This is a genomic window from Helicobacter vulpis (assembly GCF_003660395.1).
Classification (GTDB): Bacteria; Campylobacterota; Campylobacteria; order Campylobacterales; family Helicobacteraceae; genus Helicobacter; species Helicobacter vulpis.
This window is the reverse complement of sequence record NZ_QXQT01000004.1, coordinates 44,814-64,241: the sequence shown is the minus strand read 5'-3', so window position 1 is coordinate 64,241 and position 19,428 is coordinate 44,814. Positions and strand designations below refer to the sequence as shown.

The following is a 19,428-nucleotide window of genomic DNA, read 5'->3' as shown; positions in this document are numbered from 1 at the left end:
TTGTTTAGGCTTATGTGTCATGATTGGAGTATAATGGGTACATCTTTAAGGATAAGGAGATGGTATGGATAAGTCTCGCGATCTTGCCCTATTTGATCAAATTTCAAAACGGCTAGAGGCCCTCAAGAGCGCGCATGCGCACAACGCTAACAAGGACATCCACGCAGAATTAGAAAAAAAGGGCGTGGATCGCCGGGATTTTATGAAGTGGATTGGGGCGATGAGTGCGGCTTTAGCCCTGCCGGCTAGCTTTACCCCCCTTGTTGCCCAAGCTGTGGAGATGGCTAACCGCCTGCCCGTCATTTGGTTACACATGGCTGAGTGCACGGGCTGTAGCGAGAGTTTGCTCAGAAGCGAAGACCCCAGCATTGATAGCATCATCTTTGATTACATCAATTTGGAATACCATGAAACCATCATGGTGGCTAGCGGACACCAAGCCGATTTGAGCCTAGAACAGGCCATTGAAAAGCACAAAGGCAATTATATTTTAATGGTAGAGGGGGGGATCCCTCAGGGCACAGAATACTTTTTAACCATGGGCGCACAAGGGCGCACAGGCGCACAAGAATGTATCCATGCCGCCAAACACGCCAAAGCCATTTTTGCCATTGGGACTTGTTCGAGCTTTGGGGGCGTACAAGCCGCTTACCCCAACCCCTCTAACGCGCAGGCATTGAGTAAAATCATCTCCCAGCCCATTATCAATGTGCCCGGTTGCCCGCCCAGTGAAAAAAACATTGTGGGCAATATTTTGTACTTTTTGATGTTTGACGCGCTGCCCCGCCTAGATGCCTTCAACCGCCCTACTTGGGCGTATGGCCGGCGTATCCACGATCTGTGTGAGAGACGCGGGCATTTTGATGCGGGCGAATTTGTACAACACTTTGGGGATGAGAACGCCAAAGAGGGCTTTTGTCTGTACAAAGTGGGCTGTAAAGGGCCTTACACCTTTAACAACTGCTCCACCCTGCGCTTTAACTCCCACACCTCTTGGCCCATTCAGGCCGGGCATGGCTGTATTGGCTGCTCTGAGCCTAATTTTTGGGACACCATGAGCCCCTTTGAAGAGCCCATTTCTAACCGCCTCATTGTGCCCATTACAAGCGCCTTTGGGGGGGCGGGGGCGGACAGAGTGGCCGATAGCGTGGGCATTATTGCCCTAAGCGCGGCCGGGATTGGCATTGCCATGCACGCCCTCTTAGCCGGATTGAAAAAAGACGATCAAGGAGATGCCCATGTCTAAAAAGATCATCGTTGATCCCATTACGCGCATTGAAGGGCATTTGCGCATTGAGGTGGTGGTGGATGATCACAATGTCATCACCGATGCGCATTCTTCTTCTACCCTCTTTAGGGGGCTAGAGACCATTATCAAACACCGCGACCCACGCGATGCGGGCTTTATCGCCCAGCGCATTTGTGGGGTGTGTACCTATTCGCATTACAAGGCGGGCGTTAGCGCGGTGGAGAATGCCCTGGGCATCACCCCGCCCCTAAACGCCCAACTGGTGCGCTCTTTGATGAATATCGCCCTGATTTTGCATGACCATGTGGTACATTTCTACACCTTGCATGGGCTGGATTGGTGCGATCTTTTAAGCGCGCTCAAAGCCGACCCTAAAAAGGCGAGCCAAATTGCCTTTGAATACAGCGATGAGCCCTTGCATACGGGGGCTGATGAACTCAAAGCGGTGCAAAAACGCGTGGGCGACTTTGCCAAACAAGGCGCGCTAGGTCCCTTTGCCAATGGCTATTATGGGCATAAAACCTACCACTTGAGCCCGGAGCAAAATTTGATCGTACTCTCGCATTATCTCAATCTCTTAGCCATCCAAAGAGAAGCAGCCAAGATGACAGCCATTTTTGGAGCCAAACAACCCCACCCCCAAAGTTTGACCGTGGGGGGGATCACTTCTGTGCGCGATGTGCTTGACCCCACCCGTTTAGGCGAGTGGAAGAGCAAGTTTGAAACCGTGAAAAACTTTGTAGAGCGGGCGTATTATCCGGATCTGGTGATGGCTGCTAAAATGTTTAAAAACGAGCAAAGCGTTTTGCATGGTTGCGGGGTGAAGAATTTCATCGCTCATGAAGAGATTTTGCTCTCTAGGGGCAAATATCTCTTGAGTTCAGGGGTGGTGCTCAATGGCGATTTAAGCACCCTACACCCCATTAATGAGGATTGGATCAAAGAGGATGTTACGCACTCTTGGTATCAATACAGCACCAAAGAGGCGCAATTACACCCCTATGACGGGCAGACCACACCCCATTACACGGGTTTTAAAGAGGGGCAAAGTATCGGTTTGAGCGGCAAATTAGAATCTAGCAAGGTGCTAGACACACAGGGCAAATACTCTTGGATCAAAGCCCCGCGCTACAATGGCATGCCTATGGAGGTAGGACCTTTGGCTTCTTTGACGGTGGGTTTGGCGGCTAAAAACCCCCACACCACCAAAGTCGCCACCCAGTTTTTAAAAGATACTGGCTTGCCCATAGAGGCAATTTTTAGCACGCTAGGGCGCACAGCAGCGCGTTGCTTAGAGGCTAAGATTTTGGTAGAAAATGGCTTGACCACCTTGCAATCTCTGATTGAAAATCTCAAATCCGATCAGAGCACCTGCGCGCCCTATGAAATTGACAAAAATAAGGAGTACAAGGGGCGCTACATCGGGCAAGTGCCAAGAGGGATGTTAAGCCACTGGGTGCGCATTAAAAATGGGGTGGTGGAGAATTACCAAGCGGTGGTGCCCTCCACTTGGAACGCGGGCGCGCGTGATGAAAAGGGGCAGGGGGGACCCTATGAAATGAGCTTGATAGGCACAAAGATCGCCGATGTGACTCAGCCCTTAGAAATTATCCGCACCATTCACTCTTTTGACCCCTGTATTGCCTGCTCGGTGCATGTGATGGACATCAAGGGGCGCGATTTTGGAGAGTTTAGAGTCGATCCTAGCTTTGCGCGCTTGGCCCCTAAAAAAGAGGAGGAAAGCCATGTTAAATCCTAAGAGCGCGTACTACCACCCCCATAAGGAGTATTCAGGTTGGGTGCGCGCGTTTCACTGGGTGCGCGCCTTGGCGATCTTTGCCTTGATGTTAACGGGCTTTTACATCGCCTATCCTTTCTTAGAACCCCACTCTAGCGTCTACCATGGCATGTATTTTCTACAAGCCTATATCCGTAGTGCCCATGTCATGCTGGGCTTTATTTTGATCGCCATTTCGTTGTTTCGGGCTTATCTCTTCTTTTTTGATCGCAAGAGTCGCGCTGAACGGGCATCTGTGCAGGGAGTTTTTAGCACCCATACATGGATCAAACAACTCAAGGTCTATTTTCTTGTGGGCAATCGCCCCGAAATCAAGGGCGTTTACAACCCCTTGCAATTTGTGGCTTACTTCTCTTTGTGCATGTTGCTCATTGTCATCGCCTTGAGCGGGATTGTGCTTTACTACAATGTCTATCATCGCGGATTAGGGGGGTTTTTAGAACCCTATTTTAAGTGGTTTGAAGTGCTTTGTGGGGGGCTCTCTAATGTGCGCTATATCCACCACTTGGCCACTTGGGGGATCTGCTTATTTATCCCGGTGCACATTTACATGGTGGTCTTCCATTCGCTCAAATTCCCCGATGGGGGCGCGGATGTGATGATCAGCGGACGGCGTTATTTAAAGGGTTAGCGTGGATATTTTGGTGCTGGGGGTGGGCAATATCTTGCTAGGCGATGAGGGCGTGGGGGTGCATTTGTGCCACCAGATCGCGCGCAATTATGATTTCACCTACCCTCATAAATTGGAGTTCATGGACGGGGGCACACTCGCCCAAACCTTGATCCCTTGGATTGTAGAATACGATCGCCTTTTGATCTTGGATTGTGTGAGCGTGGCGGGCGCGCGGGTGGGCGAGGTGTTTTGCTTTGAATTTGAAAATATCCCCCCTGAGATCACTTGGGCGGGGAGCGCGCATGAGGTGGAGATGTTGCAAACTTTGAGGCTCACCGCCTTGATGGGCGATTTGCCCCCCACCACCATTATTGGGCTAGTGCCCTCCATTGCGCCCGCACAAACCACCTTTGATCTCAGCCCTGCCATGTTGGAGGGAGCGCGCGTTGCTCAAGAGCGCGCGTTGCAGATTTTGGCGCAATGGGGAGCGCGCGCCACCCTCAAAGCCCAAGCGCAGGATTTACAAGAGATCGCCCGCCACTCTTATAAAATGGCGTGAACATGGTTTTTGTATTTACATTTGAATCAATTGGGGAGTTTGGCGCGCAGGTGGGCGCGTTGTTTATGGATTTTCTAGCCCACCATGCCCACGCCCAACACTTGCGCTGTGCCACTTCTTTAAAACACTTCTATTTAGAAGCGACCCCAGAGCGAGCAGAGGATTTTGCCCAAATGCTTAGCCAACGCCTCCCCCTCTCTTTGAGTTTTCGCTTTGTGGGGGTGGAGGCGACACAGATAAGCCCAGAATGGCAAGATCACGCGCGCGGGTGCGCGCCCATTGATGTGCTAGAGATGCGCCAAGCCCTAGAAGAGGGCAGGTTAGAGCCCTATTTGCGCGCCTTTGTCTATCAAGATCAAGAATGCGCTACCCCCAAGCAAGTGCAAGCCGTGCTTGAGCAGATGGCAGATCTCTTAAAAAAAGGGGAGAGTTTGCAAGTGGGTACTTCTAGGGGGGTTAAAACCCTCTCTTGTACCTATCTAGAAGGGGCTAGGGTCTTGTTTTTGGATTTGGCTAGTGTGCTTTCTTTGACTCGCAGCGATTCTAAGAGCGCGCAGGTGTTGTGCGCTTTTGAAAAGCCTAGTATTATTGCCACCCTTAAAGAAGTGTTTGTCTCAGAGTTTAAGAGTTTAGAGATTTGCGCCTGCCTGCCCTATGATTTTGGGCTCGCCCTACTAGGGCATCGCTTGCTAGAAAAAGATATTTCCTATCTCTTTTATAAGGACAGCCTCACAGATCACAGCGATCTAAATTATACCTGCACCACCCCCAGTATCCCAGAACAGGTTTTTAGCGTGGCTAAAAATGGGCTTTTGCTCCCCCATGCGCGCGCGCATGCAAACCACACCCTAGAATTTGTCGCCCAAGAAGCCCCCAAAGAACCCCACTTGCTGGTGTATTTGAGTTTTGATCGCCCCAGTTGTCTCTGGCTTTATGAAGATACCTATAAACAGCTCATGACAATGGAGTTGGCCACGCACCCTAGTGTTTTGATCCAACAACTCCAAGGCAATGCCAAGGGGCGTAAACTCTATGCCAACTACAAAAAAGCCTACCCGGAGTTGTGCGCGCGCTTGGAGCAAGAACCCCCCACGCCCCAGCTACCTAGTGCGAACTTGATGGATTTTTTAGCCGGGTTAGCCCGGGTGCTAGGCTTGAGCGACACGCATGACACACACGCTATTTTTACCCATGCAAAAACTTTCTTGCGCCCTAAAGGTCCCCATATTGATTTTAAACTCACCAAAGACCCCCCCAACCTCAACCCCGCGCCCACACTCAGAAGCGCGCTCAGTTATACACTAGGGGGCACGGACGCGCCCACCATGTGCTTTGGGATTTTAGAATCCTTGGCGGAGTTTTTGGGCAATGTGATTTACGAAGCGCATGATAAATTTGGCTTGAATCAAGTCTATCTGTGCGGCGATGTCTTTTTAGAAAAAGTCTTTTTAGATCTCTGTTTGCAGTACTTCCCCAAAGAATGCGCCCAGGTCTTCCCCCTAGCGCACATGGATTATTAAAACCCGGCATAGAACTCTACCTATTGTTTAAAGGCTAGATCGAGGGTGGCTAATATACGCTCAAACCCTCCGCCACAAGTATAGCGCGCGTAGCGCGCGATCCTGGCGCGATCTTGCTCTGTGTAGACCAAATAGAGCTTATCGCCTACAGGGCAACACTGTCTAGAGAGTTGCAGGCTTAGGCTTTGAAAACCACCCTGCCCCTGCACGTTGGAGAGTTGCATCCATAACTGCGGGCTAATTTCTATGGTATAAGTCATTTTCACTCCTTATTGTGAAATGACCGCTGCTAGATACAGCGGGCGGTCCTTCTAGCATAAAATACCTAAAAGTGCGCTTAGAGATAGTGCACCCCTAATAAATCTCTAAAATAGCGCGCAATTTGGGGGCTAATCTGCTTGCTTTGGGAGGCGTGGATAAATTGCTCTTCTAAATTTTGAAACTGGGCAAAATCTAGAAATATATCGCAGTTGCGCAGATAATAGGGGATGTGGGGGATTTGGGTTTTAAACACATCAATATAACAATACAGGCTGTATTTTTCTGCAGGGACATAGATCGCATGCGGGCTCTGCCTGTCTAAAAAAGTCTTGGATCGCGCTAGGGCGTTGATGTCTCTAAGCGTATAAAATAGCGCCACCTTAGAATCAACACGCTGTTGATTGGGGTATTTGTCCACATAGGTGCTAATGAAGTCCCACTGCTCAAGGGTAAAGCATTTGTTTTCTAAAGTCTTAAAGCAGAAACGCGCGATGTAAGAATAATCCATGCCCTGAGCGTCTCTTTTGTATAGGGCTACAATAATGGGAAAGTAACTTAGCGATTTGGGGCAGAAGATTTGTGAGCTCACCACCAAAGCGTCTAAGAGGCGGTAATGGAGCGCAAAATTTTTAAGGGCTTGTAAATTCGCCCTTTTGATGAGATAGGAGAGGGGGTGTAAGACACAGATATAGTCTGGTTCAAGCAGGGCAAAAGAGCGCAAAAAACTAATGCCAATATCGCGCGCTTTAAGGGAGGTGTCCACCTCTAGGGGAGACTTGTCTTTAAGGTGAGCGCGCACCCTAGAAGTCCTATCATTATAAGGAGGGTTGCCCATAATGATTAACTTGCTAGAGTTGGGGATATTAAAATGCACCCTTGAGACAGAGTGTAGGGCGTTTTTGTGCAAAAGACTTAGGTTTGGCTGTTGGCATAACTCTGCTGCCCTTTGCAGGGCTTGTAAATCTTGATCCATCCCAATATAAGCTTGAAAGCCCGGCAGGGTTAAAAAACTCCCATACCCACACGCGCTATCTAGCAAGAGATAATCTTTAGGATTCACATGCCAGATAAGCATTCTAAAGGCAATTTGTACCAACCACAATGGAGTGTAAAAACTCCCTAAATTGATTTGAGCGGAGCACTCTAAATGGGTGGGCTGGCCCGACTCCATGTTGATACGCATGGTGTCCATTTGTTGCGCCTTTTAGATGCGATTATACAATCTTGTTTAATGGATTGTTTTGAAGAGGGCAAGAGGTGGTGAGTCTATAATACAGGCCCATCACTTTAGACATCTACGACTCTAAGGATAATTTCTTAGGGATAAAAAGTTTTAAGGCGTTGGAGGGCGTACCTTCAAAAGGCCCAAATGGTACTTAAATGCTTTGAATGTCGGCCATGCTCTTGCCCGTGTCCTCCGCGCTCATGTCAAAGGCTACGGACACTTTTGTTACCAATTCTGTGAAATCTGCGATGTTCTTAGAGCCCCCAATACCCATTTGCCCCGCGCTCTTTAGCGTCTTGTTCAAGTCCGCCGTGCTAGAGCCCAAAGAAACAGAGAGATCTAGGAGTTTATTTTTCAAATTTTTTGGATTTCTTGGAGGATTTTAACTTTTTCTAAAGAAGAGGTTGAGTACTCTCGGGTTAGGAAAAAGACGAGTATATTTGATGCGTGATAATAACCTTCCAAAAAAGAGAAAGCCTCCCAAACTAGGGAACAGGAAAGCGCGCTCCTCATCTAAGATGCTTTGCAAGCACGGGTTTCTAAGCACAGACGACGGAAATACAGCACTGCGGCTCAAAAACTCAGGCAAATTTACCAAGCCTTGAGCGATGAGAACAGCGAACTATACAAGGCAATCAAGGAAAAACATCTCAACAAAATTACGGCTGAGTCTTTTAAGCAACAGGCATTAGACTTAGAGCAGTGCAACTGTTTGGTGGTGATGAGTGAGCACGATGGGACGCAAGTGATACGCACAAACCGCTGTCACACCGCCCCTGCACGCCTTGCAATGAATTACAAGCTTCTATTTAGAAGCAAGCTCATTTCCACGCCTTGCCCCATATCCTGTGGAGAAACACCGCTTGATTATTCACCTTAACGGTGAAGAATTGTTCTGCGGAAGATTTACACAACGCCATCACCATTATACACAAGGCCTTCAAATACCCTATGGACACAAAGGAGAAAAATGAACTTAAAGATCGCTTTGATCTGCCTGAACTTCTTAGCTGGATTCGGGCTACAGAGATCGTGGGGGATTATACAGACTTTGTTGAGGGGGTTTTTCATTTCTAACCTTTGTGGTAAGTTTATAACTTTGCAAGCCACCAAGATAAACTCATTGGTAGCCGGGCATCATTAATGCCGATTTCTTAAGCCACAAACAAAGTCAAGACAAGACTCGACGGCGAGTTGTTTCTTAGATCTCTGTATATTGATAAAAGGGCTTTATGACCTTATAGATGGTATAACCTTTGTCAATAACATCTAAGACATTGTCGAGTCTAGATGACTTCTGTCGCTTAATAACACCACGCTTGCGTAACATTTTAGTTAGCTTTGATCAAGGCGATCTACGCTTGGTGTAGCGATACCCTTCTCGATGGTATCTCTTATAACGAGCTTTATATTCCATCTTATCCTCTTGTTAGATGTTTGGAAAGTCAAAGAACGCTTGCGACACTAGATATGTTGCAAGGAACCCATCATCGTAATTATATTAATCTTATATTTCATATTAAACATTGAAAGAGTTGGAGGTCAACTCAACAATCTAGCAAGCTAGGCTTCATCGTTTAACTTGCATGTATCAGGCACGCCGCCAGCGTTCACTCTGAGCCAGGATCAAACTCTCCATAAAGTTAAGTTTAAATCCCAAACTGGCTCTTGTGTTGTGGATTTCTCCACGCCACAAAATTAAGTTACTCTATTAGACAAGTTGTGTCAAAACTAGAGTCCTTAAAGCCAAAACAAAACAAAAACAAACTTGGCTACAAGACTCTCTTGCTTGGATGTCAAAGATCGTTGCGCTTGGAGTTTAAGCTCTTTTGAGTGCTTTAACTTTGGCAAAGCTGCATTATAGAGTAAGAAAGCTTAGGGGGGGCGACTTAAGGGGAATGTGAGTATTTTGGAGGCGCAAAAAATCTCAGTACGCTAAAAAAAGCCCCCCTCGTTCTTAAAATAAGAAAGACTTGCATGCATCAATATAGCGGAAGATACGTTACTTTAGTGATTTTTGAGTAAAAATCCATTAGAATCAACACCTAATTTTGAGGATGGCGCAGATGAGATTAAAACCTAACCATGTCGGCTACATGATTTCTAAAATAGCCCAAGATTTAGTGCGCTCACCCTTGCTGGAGTTAAAAGGGACGCTTGAGGAACTCACTCAGATCATCGAGCGCACATTGCAAGAGAATATTGCCCAAGAGGCGCGCCTAGATGAACGCGCCCGCGAACTTTTAGAGGATCATCTAGATGAAATTGAATTTATGCGTATTGATGAGAGGCATTTATTTTGGCAAATCAAAAAAAAATTAGCTATAAAGGCGGAATTTGTGCTGGGTTGGGAGGATCGTTGTAACGCCCTTTCGCACGCGATCTTAGAGGACATCTTGGAGGCCGATCTCATCATGTTCTCTGTCTCTGAAAACCGCATTCGCAATGTGATTTTCAGGTCTATGGACACGTATGCCAAACTCTATGAGAGCATTGAGCTAGAGGTGGCCGAGAAGATCAAACATTACAAACGTAAATTACCCGTAGGTAGCGATGCTTATGAGTTGGTATTCGAACGCATGTATGAAGAAGAATTGCGCCGCAAGGGCTTTTTGTGATGGCATCTATCCTATTTGAAAATGGAGTATTCCTAGAGGCACAAAGTTTTGGGGCTGAGGGGGTTGTTGTTGGGGAAGCGGTTTTTAACACAGCGATGAGCGGGTATGAGGAGATCATCAGCGATCCAAGTTACTACGGACAATTTGTGGTTTTTAGTGCCCCAGAGGTGGGCATCGTGGGTGTGAATAGACAGGATTACGAGTCTTCTAGCTGTTGCTTAGGGGTTTTGGTGCGCCACACCCCCACGCGTTATTCTAATTTTAGAGCCCAAGAGAGTCTAGGGGCGTGGTTACAAGCTAGGGGAGTACTTGGGATTTGCGGGGTGGATACGCGCGCACTGGTGGGGATGTTGCGCGATGAGGGGGCGATGCAGGCAGCCATCTCCAGTACTCCTGTGGAGAAAAGTGTACTGGCAAAAATTTTACACAACGCGCCCCCTTTGCGCGATATAAATGTCATTCCCATGGTTTCTAACAAGGCTACTCCTCCCACTCAAGGACGCTATAATTTTGACATCCTAGATTACCAGCCTTCAGAACGCGCCCAAGCCATTATCGGGGTGCTAGATTTTGGAGTCAAGCGCAGTATCTTACGCCACTTAAGCGCAGTGGGTCTAGGCGTGCGCCTCTATGGACATGAGAGTAAGGCTGGTGCGTTGTTGGAGGATTACAAGCGCGGGGAGATCAAGGGGGTCTTGCTCTCTAATGGGCCGGGCGATCCGCTCAAACTCAAGGAAGCGACTGTCCAGATCGCCCGTCTCGTTGAGGCGCGCGTTCCTTTATGTGGAATTTGTCTAGGCCACCAGCTTTTAAGTTTAGCGCATGGTTACTCCACTTATAAACTCAAATTTGGCCATCATGGGAGCAACCACCCCGTGCTAAACCATGCCACAGGGCGCATTGAGATCAGCGCACAAAACCATAATTATTGCGTGCCAGAGAGCATCACGCGTATTGCCACAATCACGCATACTAATCTCTTTGATGGCACGATTGAGGGCTTGGCCTACCACAATCACCCCATTCTCTCCGTGCAACACCACCCTGAGGCCGGGCCAGGGCCTAGCGATGGGAATTATATTTTCCAAGAATTCGCCCGTCTCGTGCTGGCAAATTAAGCTGTAAAGGATAACTATGCCAACAGGCAATACTGAGAATTTGCGCTCCATTGAACAGCTGGCTAATCTTAATTTTTTCGTCCCCAGTTACCAAAGAGGGTATCGCTGGACAGATCAGGAGGTGGGGGATTTATTGCAAGACATTAAGGATTTTAAGGATAACCCCAAGGGTGCAAAGTTTTATTGCTTGCAACCTGTAGTGGTGCAAAAAGAGGGAGATAGGTTTCGCGTGATCGATGGGCAACAACGCCTAACCACGATCTTTTTGATCATTGAGTTTTTAGAAGGCAGAAGCCACTTTAAAATCGCCTACCAAACCCGCCCGCAGAGCGCGGAGTTTTTAGAAAATATTGCTCATGAAAATCCCGATCAAAAAGATAATATTGATTTTTACCATTTTGTCAAGGCTTACCAAACCATCCAAAAGTTCTTTAAGGAAAAAGAACAAGATAAGCAAGCCTTCCTAAAAACTTTGCTCGATGAGTGTGTGGTGCTTTGGTATGAAACACAGGATGATGAAAATGAGGTTTTTAGACGACTCAATAGTGGTAAAATCCCTTTAATGGAAACAGAAATCATCAAAGCCTTATTTTTAAGTAAGGATTTAGGTGAGGATGTAAATACGCTTATAGAGAGATCACAAGCTTGGTATCATTGCGAAAAGACAACCCGCGCCGAGCAGGATTTCATCTACTGTGTTTTGAGCCCTGTCCATGAAAAAGACATCTTAAAAGATGGATTTTTGCGTGATGACATCCAGAGAATAGAAATTTATTTAAAAGCCATTGTTAAACCAACGGGCAAGGATCGCTATTTGTTGGAACATTTTTACCATATTTACCAAGAAAAAGGTCAAGAGGGCATAGAAGAGGAGTGGGATCGGCTCAAAGATGCTATAGCCACCCTTTCTGGCTTTGCGTCTAAAAACAAACCAGACCGGGAGATTTTCCATCATCTAGGGTTTTTGATATTGGAGGGAGCAGATATTTACGCAATCTATAAAACATGGCTAGAAGATAGCTATAACGATAGGTTTGCTGCATTTTTATTTGCAGAAGCGAAAAGGAGAGCCCGTGCATGTTTGCAAAAAAAGAAAGGCGAGATGAGGGAGATAGAAGATCTGCAATATTCTAGCGATAAGAGGAAATTGCAAACTCTGCTTGTACTCTTTAATTTAGCATACCTCATTGATCAGCAAATGGCGGAGTGTTTTAGATTTAACCGCTTTGTTTTGGAGAGATGGAGTTTAGAACACATTTACGCACAAAACTCCCAAAGCATTGCTAAGAACATTGCTCAAGAGCAAAAAGATGAGGTGGTTGCATGGCTTGAAGAGGTGAAAAAACATATAGAGGATGATTCAGAGCTCAAAAAAGAAATCCAAGGGACTTTAGAGCAACTTAAAAACACTTCTTTAAAAAATTTAGATTTAGAGGTCTTGTTTAAGCGCATTGATCAAAATTTTGAAGATGATGAGAATTTACACCGCATTTCTAACCTCACTCTGCTAGACAGACGCGCCAATAGCCAAATAGGCAATTTAATTTTCAGCCACAAGCGCGCAGAAATCCAAGAACTGCAGAAACAAGATAGATTAATCCCCATCACTACCCAAAGGGTCTTTAACAAAGAGTTTTCTAAGGAAAAAGACAACCCCAATGTCTTCACTAGAGCCGATCAAAAAGACTACTTGGAAGAAATTAAAAAATATCTTCACAAGTATTTGGAGGTCTAATGCAAGTCTTTTCTCTTAAAACATTTTTACAAACTTACAAGGCAGTCAAAGTTCCCATGTTGCAAAGAGACTACGCACAAGGGCGCAAGAGTCAAGAGAGCACCGCCAACGCCTTTTTAGAAGTTCTCTTTAACACCTTGCAAACAGGGCAAGACTTGCACCTAGATTTTATTTATGGCTATAAAGAACAGACTTGTTTTATCCCCATTGATGGGCAACAACGCTTAACCACGCTTTGGCTCTTGTATTTTTATTGCTGCAAGAGAGCCAATCAACTAAATGGGGTGCGCGCCTTGCTTGCCAAATTCACTTACGCTACCCGTCTTGGCTCTAAGGATTTTTGCCAAAACCTTATCAAGAAAGATTTCAAGCTTGATGACCAAACTCCCAGCCAAACCATTAAAAATATGGGAGGAATTATTGTAGGGAAAGACGATTCAGACAACGACCCCACCGTTAAGGCCATGTTGCGCATGCTAGATTTAATCCATGCGCAATATAAAGAATGCCCCAACATCACCCTAGAACACTTGGAGTGCATCACCTTTACTGTCTTTGACATGGAAGACTTTAAATTGGGCGAGGAACTGTACATTAAGATGAACGCCCGAGGCAGACAACTTAGTGCCTACGAAAACCTAAAAGCCTTTATGGAAGCCAAGCAAAATATACCAGCTAGCCTACTAGAAAGTATAGATAATAAATGGAGCGATTATTTTTTTGAGGGGAAGCCTAATAATTTAGACAATCGGGGCTTGTGTTTTTTGCATTACGCCAATGTCTTTTTCAGTTTGGAGAGCAAGAGCACTAGAGAAGACATCAGCGAAGCTATCAACCCCAATAAGCCCATCAATGCGTTTTACGCGCCCTTGCAAGAGTTGCAACACATCCAAACCTTAGATCACGCGATGGATTTGCTAGTAATCCATCATGCCCAGGATTTTTTCAATATCAACGCCGCGTTTTTCCATTTAAGGACAGAAGAAGGCAGGGTGGAGTATGGGATTTTAGAATATAAAAAGATCGCTTACTTCTTTGCTTTGTTGGCTTTAGCCAAGCACTGCCCAAAGCCTAGTCAAAAAGCCTTCCAAGATTATTGGCGGGTGTGTAAGCATTTCATTGAAAACCACCGCTTGGGCGACCCTACAAACCTTAAGAGTTTTGGGCAATTGTTCAGTTTTATCGCCCCCGGGGCGCAGGATATTTACCACTTTTTAGACCAAAACCCCACCCATAACTTCCACTCTGGCATTTACGCCCTTGAAGTGCGCAAAGCCCGCCTGATCTTACAAGATCGCCAAACTAAGCAAGGGTGGGAGGCAATCCTCAATGCAACCAGCGATCATGAATTTTTGCGTGGTTGGGTGGATTTTTTGCTTAACTTTAGCGATGCGCATTTTGATGAAAAAGCCACATTTAACAAAAACTCTAACTACAACTCTCCCAACCTAGAGAAGTTCCAACAATACGCCACGCTCACCATGCAAATTTATAATGAGGATTTTTTAGACCAACACTTCGCCCTATTCCAAAGGGCGTTTTTATGTGTGGGGAATTATAGCTTTTATTACACCAACTACTTTTATGGCAACAACCCCACCCAGCACTTTTTAGATCGCGAGGCAATCCATGATCTTTTAGAGGGAAGTTTCAATACGGGACTCCCCTACTTTAAAACATTCTTGGATAAATTGAGCGGAGCGGGGGACTTAGAAAAGAAAATGCGTAATTTTTGGAAGGACTACACCAACAGCAACGCATTTTTACAGAGGGGGTGGTGGGATCAGCTTTTGATCAAACAAAAAGGGTTATTTGAATTTGTGAATGCCAAAAAAGACATTGCCCCAAGAAGCCGTAGAATCGCTTTTGAATGGCGTGATAGCGTGATGATAAGGGTATTTCTTTGCAATGGGACAAAGCTTTTTTACAGCACGGCTCTTGATTTACTAGGCTTTGGCTTTTATCTCTATTGCCAAGAAAAAAATATTGCTGGGCTCAGTCCATACATTAATGACAATAAAGAGAAAAACTACCCCAAAAGCACCCACTTTAAAATCCATAACAAACGCGTTTGTGCAGATAGCCAAAATAAAACGATTCACATTGGTAAGGAGAGTTATCCTATCGATCTAAGCAATGTATTTAGTTCTTTTGATCGGGTGTTAAAAAACTTAGGGGTTTAGCCCCGCTTGAAGCGGGGTTAAACTGGGCTAAACCAACTTGGGTTTTACCCCCCCCTCGTACTTGATCTCTAATTCCTCTACGCGCTTTTCTAATTGCGCGATCTTGACCACATGGCGATTAGGCATCACCACTAGGGGGATGTCTTTAAGCTTGCCTTTAATGCGTTTGGGCCCGTGGTGATCCCACACGGTGGCGATCAACTCTTCTGGGTTCTCCTCACCCCAAGAGCCATAATAGTAAAGGTCTTTGGGTGGCTCGTCCTTGACATGCTTTTTGACAAACTCGTCATAGGGCAAGCCCCTTTTGAGGCGCGCTTTGCGCTCATCGGCGCGCAATTTGTTCGTGGCCTCCACATCCACCACAAAGGTTTCTTTATTCCAAACCACCTTATAGATGTTGGAGGCGACATGCTCAGAAATGCGCCCAATTTGCAAATCCTCCATGACCATCTCAGGGTCGCGCTCCAACACATCTCCATAGCCGCCCCCACAGCCTTGGGCGATCATATACAATTCGCCCTCTTGGGAGCGGTCAAATTGCAAGCCCATGTGGTAGGTGGTATAAACCCCGCCCTTAAAGGGGCGTTCATTCATCACCCGCTCCATAGACAGGTCAAACTCTTCGGGATTTTTCTTGATGATCTCAAAGATATTGATCCCCTTGACCATCGCTAAGGGGTAAGTCGCACACCCATAGCCCCCAAAGAGTCCGGGGACACTAGAAAACTTCGCCCCAGAGGTAACGGTCATAAAGCCCCATTCCGGCGTGTTGCGTGCGGCGACAATCATTTCATAGCCCATGCCCCCTCGGTACTTGCCAAAGCCTTGGTTGTCGCGCACCACGCGCTTGCTGACTAATTGCAAAAAGGGCACTTCCTCTTCCATCACCTCTTGTTCGCCAATGTCTGCCATCGCACAGAAAAGCGGGGCGACCGCGTCCTCGCCATCTCTAAAGGCTTTTGCCCCCCCGCCCATGCCATTCAAGTCCGCGCACAGATTGCCCACCTGTTCGCCATGTTGGGTTTCCCCGCCCCATAAAAAGTCGTTGATCTGGTTAAACCAAGGGGCTAGGACATTGGCGTACTTGGTGTGCATGGAGAATTGCAATTTAGCATAAGCGATTTGCAACGCGCTAAACGCCCTAAAAGAAGCTTGCAAGTTCTGCCCATTGGGCGCGTCATAAGAGCAATCCCCCCAAGTGCCTTCATCTGAGATGATCTCAATGGGAGAGAGCGCGCCCGTGGAGCGGGGCAAGTCGGGCCACCAGTGGTTTAAGATCGCTTGGGCGAAAAAGGCCTTGGTAGAAGCTAGGGGCGAATTGATGGCGCGGTTGATGATCTCTTTGCCCGAGCCCCTCAAATCCACGGTCATGTGATCGCCCTTGACTGTGATTTTACAAGCGAACTTGATCAAGATATTTTCTTTGAGCGTGGAGTCGACAAATTGCTCCACGGTCACCATGCCATCGGGCATAGCGGCAATGCGGCGGCGCACTTCATTTTCTACATCCTCCACGGTCATGCGAATCGCCCCCACAAAGGCGTCAATCCCGTACTCATCGATCATGCGATCCACAATGTCCATGACTCGGCGCACCGCCCCCATTTTGACCTTAATGTCAGCCAGCATCAGCTTTGGATCGCGCGTGGAGTGCTGTAAGAAAGTTAACAAGTCGCGGCGCAATTTGCCCCGCTCGACGATCTTCATCGGACTCCCGCGCAGACCATCATCAAAGGGGGTTTCTGAGCCTGAAGGCATCCCCCCGGGCTCACACGCCCCATTTTCGCCCTCGTGAATGGTCGCGCCCACCCAAGCGATGATCTCACCATTTCTAATCACCGGGGTGAGCATGGATTGATCCGTGTTGTGCACGCACCCAAAGCGCGCGTCATTGTGGAAGAAACCATCCCCGGGATGAATCCCCACGGTGGGTTCGTCCTTCCAATATTTCATGATATAGCGAATAGGATGGTGCAAGACAGCCGCAAAGGCGATCACCCCACGGTTGGACATGTAGCACACATCCCCGCTTGCTGTATAGACCGCTACGGACAAATCCGCCCATTTGGCCCCCGGGGCTGCCCCCATGCTCTCACACATCTCAAAGGCTTCATCGAGCGACCCGCTCAGTCGGCGGCGAATCCGATCGTAAAGCAAGGGATTGCCTCCTTTTTTAAGCACTTCTTCTTCTAGGGGCGTGCGCTTGGCAATGGAGTGGTGGCGCATGATTTTTGGATCAGGGCCTAAAAAGAGGGTGGTTTCGTTCATAAAATCATCCACCCATGCTTGTTCCTCCGCGCTCAATTCTTTTTTTGTATGGGAGTGGCTGTGGTGGCTGTGGGCATGGGGGTGTTTGTGGGCCTCTACATGGGTTCCTTTATTAGTTGGCATGGTGTCTCCTTATTTTGCGTTCACATTGTCTTTGAGCAACCAAACCGCCCCTTGTGGGGTGGGTTCGATGCGCCAGTTTTTCTCCACCAAATAGGTGGTGCTCTTAGTAGTGATGATGGCAGGCCCGTGGATCACATAGTCGGCTGTCAGCACGCTTTCATCATAGATGGGGGTTTCAATGGGCTCTTTTTCGTCTACATAGTGCACCTTGCGGTGGCTCTTAGCGCTAGGCACGGTGCGCTTGCGATCGGTGTAGAGTTCTTTAAAATGCACCACATCGGTTTCAATGAAGGTCGCCACGCGCACGGTTTGTACGCGCACGCCCGCCTCGGGGGCTTCTACCCCCTTGCCATAGCGTTTGGCATAGACATCTGAGAAGGTGCGAATCGCGCGCAAGACATCGCCCACATGGTTAAAGCGGTTGATGTCTAGCACCACAGAGGTCGTAACGCGTTGGTTGCCATAGCGCATATCCATCTCTAAGCGGTGTTGCACGCCAGAGATGTCATAACCCTGACGGCGCAAGTCCTCCTTGCCCCGTCTTTCTAACTCCTCAATGTATTCGTTCATGCGCTCGTATTCATCAAAGAGTTTGCGCTCAATGGGCTCGTAAAGCACGATATAACCGCTCCTCTCATGGATGTGCAAGGGTTTCATATTGCCCGCTCCCAAAGCGGAAAACACAGAGGCAAAGGGAGGGAACAAGATTTTAGAAATCCCCGCATGGTAGGCGATCCCACAGGCATGCAAGGGGCCATTGCCCCCATAAGCCACCATGGTAAACTCGTCTACATTGCCTCCATTCTTTCTAAGCTCCATTTCAATGCCAATGGCCATTTGCTCATCCACGGTGCGCTTGATGACCTTAGCCACCTCAATGACATCCAAATCCAGCGGGTCGCAAAGCTTGTCCTCAATGACAAATTTAGATCGCTTGGGATTGAGTTTGATCACCCCGTTGGCGTAGTTGTCAGGGTCAAGGTAGCCTAGCAACAAGTCCGCATCGGTTACTGTGGGGTTAAGCCCCCCACGATCGTAGCAAGCAGGGCCGGGGTCAGAGCCGGCACTCTCTGGGCCAATTTTAACCGCCTTATGGATGCGATCGTAGGTGGCAATCGATCCTCCCCCTGCCCCTAGAGTGTTGAGGTGAATCATGGGCAGAGTTACTAGCCAACGGCAAATCACGGGCTGGAAGTCGTAGTGCTTCACTCCCCCTTTGGGCAAAATCCCAATGTCAAAGGAAGTCCCGCCCATGTCCATACACACCACATTACCAATATCTGTGGTCTCTGAGAGGTGCTGGGAGGCGCTCACCCCACTCACTGGTCCGGAGTGGATGGTTTGCAAGCTATCGGTGGAGTTGCTCTGTGCCATCCCCCCGCTATTGTGAATCACCAGCATGGGCTTGCCATACCCGCTATCGCGCAGGTTGGAGCTCAGCTGGCTTAGGGCATGGAACATGATTTCATAGAGAAAGGCATCAATGATAGTGGTGTTGGCGCGCACATACTCACCCTTGCGCCCAGAGACCTGCGAGCTCAAAATCACCGGGATTGCGCCCAGTTCGTGAGCAGGGTACTCCTCTAAAATGGTTTCTAGCACGAGTTGCTCATGGCTGGGGTTCTCTGTGGCGTTGGTGAGCGCAACCACAATGGCTTGCGCGCCATTATCCACCAAATCGCGCACCTGCTTTCTGACATCTTCTTTTTGCAAAGGCACTAAAATTTCGCCCACGCTATCCACCCTCTCTTTGACAGAGCGCACCATGCGCCGTGGCACAATCGGATCGGGGCGTTGCGCATTGGGCATATTGCCCTGTTCGGTAACATCTAAGCCCTCCCCATAGCCCTTACCTCTTGATAGGTGGATGGTGTCCTCAAAGCCGTGCGTTACAATCGCACCCACGCGCGGACCCTTGCCCTCAATCAAGGCGTTCGTACCCAAAGTGGTCGCATAACGCACGCTATCCACTTCTTTGAGCACCTGTTCGCGGGTGAGCCCGGCCATTTTGCAGGCATTATCCAAGGCAGAGTTAAAGCCCAAAGAGAGGTTATGGTGGGTGGTCAAGGATTTGGATTCAATGTATTTTCCATCCCATGCAAAGAAACAATCCGTGAAAGTCCCGCCAATGTCTACAGAAATGCGTTTCATGCCAGCT

The 19,428-nt window shown here is 47.8% G+C and carries 15 protein-coding genes; 10 read left to right on the top strand and 5 right to left on the bottom strand.

Annotated elements, in window-relative coordinates:
- The first annotated feature begins 64 nt into the window (after positions 1-64).
- The 5 genes from EAO38_RS02270 to EAO38_RS02250 are packed head-to-tail and all read left to right on the top strand — an operon-like array spanning position 65 to position 5,739.
- Complete coding sequence (locus EAO38_RS02270; protein ID WP_121020711.1) at positions 65-1,246, top strand: hydrogenase small subunit; 1,182 nt, start codon at positions 65-67, stop codon at positions 1,244-1,246.
- A complete protein-coding gene (locus tag EAO38_RS02265; protein ID WP_121020709.1) occupies positions 1,239-3,008 on the top strand; it encodes a nickel-dependent hydrogenase large subunit in 1,770 nt (589 codons plus the stop codon). The genes EAO38_RS02270 and EAO38_RS02265 overlap by 8 nt, the downstream gene beginning before the upstream one ends.
- A complete protein-coding gene (cybH, locus tag EAO38_RS02260; RefSeq protein ID WP_121020707.1) occupies positions 2,995-3,678 on the top strand; it encodes a Ni/Fe-hydrogenase, b-type cytochrome subunit in 684 nt (227 codons plus the stop codon). Before EAO38_RS02265 ends, cybH begins: the two co-directional genes overlap by 14 nt.
- Before the next feature lies 1 nt (position 3,679).
- Entirely contained in the window at positions 3,680-4,219 is a 540-nt protein-coding gene (locus tag EAO38_RS02255) for a HyaD/HybD family hydrogenase maturation endopeptidase (protein WP_121020705.1), read from the top strand.
- A 2-nt stretch (positions 4,220-4,221) separates the two neighbouring features.
- Positions 4,222-5,739, top strand: coding sequence for a protein hydE (locus tag EAO38_RS02250; protein ID WP_121020703.1), 1,518 nt, complete (start codon positions 4,222-4,224; stop codon positions 5,737-5,739).
- A 20-nt stretch (positions 5,740-5,759) separates the two neighbouring features.
- Here the strand turns inward: EAO38_RS02250 and EAO38_RS02245 are convergent, their stop codons facing one another.
- From EAO38_RS02245 to EAO38_RS02235, 3 genes are all read right to left on the bottom strand, one after another.
- Positions 5,760-5,999 (bottom strand): hypothetical protein, encoded by a 240-nt coding sequence (locus tag EAO38_RS02245; protein WP_121020701.1) that lies wholly within the window; start codon positions 5,997-5,999, stop codon positions 5,760-5,762.
- 77 nt (positions 6,000-6,076) lie between these two features.
- Positions 6,077-7,192: a DNA methyltransferase family protein gene (locus EAO38_RS02240; RefSeq protein WP_235852476.1), complete on the bottom strand. Its 1,116-nt coding sequence runs from the start codon at positions 7,190-7,192 to the stop codon at positions 6,077-6,079.
- A 184-nt stretch (positions 7,193-7,376) separates the two neighbouring features.
- Positions 7,377-7,583 (bottom strand): phage tail tape measure protein, encoded by a 207-nt coding sequence (locus tag EAO38_RS02235; RefSeq protein WP_121020699.1) that lies wholly within the window; start codon positions 7,581-7,583, stop codon positions 7,377-7,379.
- Positions 7,584-8,176: 593 nt separating this feature from the next.
- Here EAO38_RS02235 and EAO38_RS09320 point away from each other — a divergent pair.
- From EAO38_RS09320 to EAO38_RS02205, 5 genes are all read left to right on the top strand, one after another.
- Complete coding sequence (locus tag EAO38_RS09320) at positions 8,177-8,302, top strand: hypothetical protein (RefSeq protein WP_268877809.1); 126 nt, start codon at positions 8,177-8,179, stop codon at positions 8,300-8,302.
- A gap of 989 nt (positions 8,303-9,291) precedes the next feature.
- Positions 9,292-9,843 (top strand): DUF507 family protein, encoded by a 552-nt coding sequence (locus EAO38_RS02220; protein WP_121020693.1) that lies wholly within the window; start codon positions 9,292-9,294, stop codon positions 9,841-9,843.
- Entirely contained in the window at positions 9,843-10,961 is a 1,119-nt protein-coding gene (gene carA / locus EAO38_RS02215; RefSeq protein ID WP_121020785.1) for a glutamine-hydrolyzing carbamoyl-phosphate synthase small subunit, read from the top strand. The genes EAO38_RS02220 and carA overlap by 1 nt, the downstream gene beginning before the upstream one ends.
- A 16-nt stretch (positions 10,962-10,977) precedes the next feature.
- Entirely contained in the window at positions 10,978-12,696 is a 1,719-nt protein-coding gene (locus EAO38_RS02210) for a DUF262 domain-containing protein (RefSeq protein ID WP_121020691.1), read from the top strand.
- On the top strand, positions 12,696-14,879 hold the full coding sequence (locus EAO38_RS02205) for a DUF262 domain-containing protein (RefSeq protein ID WP_121020689.1): 2,184 nt from the start codon (positions 12,696-12,698) through the stop codon (positions 14,877-14,879). Before EAO38_RS02210 ends, EAO38_RS02205 begins: the two co-directional genes overlap by 1 nt.
- A 27-nt stretch (positions 14,880-14,906) precedes the next feature.
- Here EAO38_RS02205 and EAO38_RS02200 read toward each other — a convergent pair whose 3' ends face one another.
- Positions 14,907-17,270, bottom strand: a complete 2,364-nt coding sequence (locus EAO38_RS02200) for a hydantoinase B/oxoprolinase family protein (protein ID WP_205588322.1) — start codon at positions 17,268-17,270, stop codon at positions 14,907-14,909.
- 9 nt (positions 17,271-17,279) lie between these two features.
- Entirely contained in the window at positions 17,280-19,421 is a 2,142-nt protein-coding gene (locus EAO38_RS02195; RefSeq protein WP_121020687.1) for a hydantoinase/oxoprolinase family protein, read from the bottom strand.
- Positions 19,422-19,428: the final 7 nt, after the last annotated feature.

Excerpts from the sequence above, each read along its gene's own strand:
- EAO38_RS02270 (WP_121020711.1), top strand. The coding sequence starts at position 65 with ATGGATAAGTCTCGCGATCTTGCCCTATTTGATCAAATTTCAAAACGG.
- EAO38_RS02245 (WP_121020701.1), bottom strand. The coding sequence starts at position 5,999 with ATGACTTATACCATAGAAATTAGCCCGCAGTTATGGATGCAACTCTCC.
- EAO38_RS02240 (WP_235852476.1), bottom strand. The coding sequence starts at position 7,192 with ATGGACACCATGCGTATCAACATGGAGTCGGGCCAGCCCACCCATTTA.
- EAO38_RS02220 (WP_121020693.1), top strand. The coding sequence starts at position 9,292 with ATGAGATTAAAACCTAACCATGTCGGCTACATGATTTCTAAAATAGCC.
- EAO38_RS02210 (WP_121020691.1), top strand. The coding sequence starts at position 10,978 with ATGCCAACAGGCAATACTGAGAATTTGCGCTCCATTGAACAGCTGGCT.
- carA (WP_121020785.1), top strand. The coding sequence starts at position 9,843 with ATGGCATCTATCCTATTTGAAAATGGAGTATTCCTAGAGGCACAAAGT.
- EAO38_RS02195 (WP_121020687.1), bottom strand. The coding sequence starts at position 19,421 with ATGAAACGCATTTCTGTAGACATTGGCGGGACTTTCACGGATTGTTTC.
- EAO38_RS02205 (WP_121020689.1), top strand. The coding sequence starts at position 12,696 with ATGCAAGTCTTTTCTCTTAAAACATTTTTACAAACTTACAAGGCAGTC.
- EAO38_RS09320 (WP_268877809.1), top strand. The coding sequence starts at position 8,177 with ATGGACACAAAGGAGAAAAATGAACTTAAAGATCGCTTTGATCTGCCT.
- EAO38_RS02265 (WP_121020709.1), top strand. The coding sequence starts at position 1,239 with ATGTCTAAAAAGATCATCGTTGATCCCATTACGCGCATTGAAGGGCAT.
- cybH (WP_121020707.1), top strand. The coding sequence starts at position 2,995 with ATGTTAAATCCTAAGAGCGCGTACTACCACCCCCATAAGGAGTATTCA.
- EAO38_RS02200 (WP_205588322.1), bottom strand. The coding sequence starts at position 17,270 with ATGCCAACTAATAAAGGAACCCATGTAGAGGCCCACAAACACCCCCAT.
- EAO38_RS02250 (WP_121020703.1), top strand. The coding sequence starts at position 4,222 with ATGGTTTTTGTATTTACATTTGAATCAATTGGGGAGTTTGGCGCGCAG.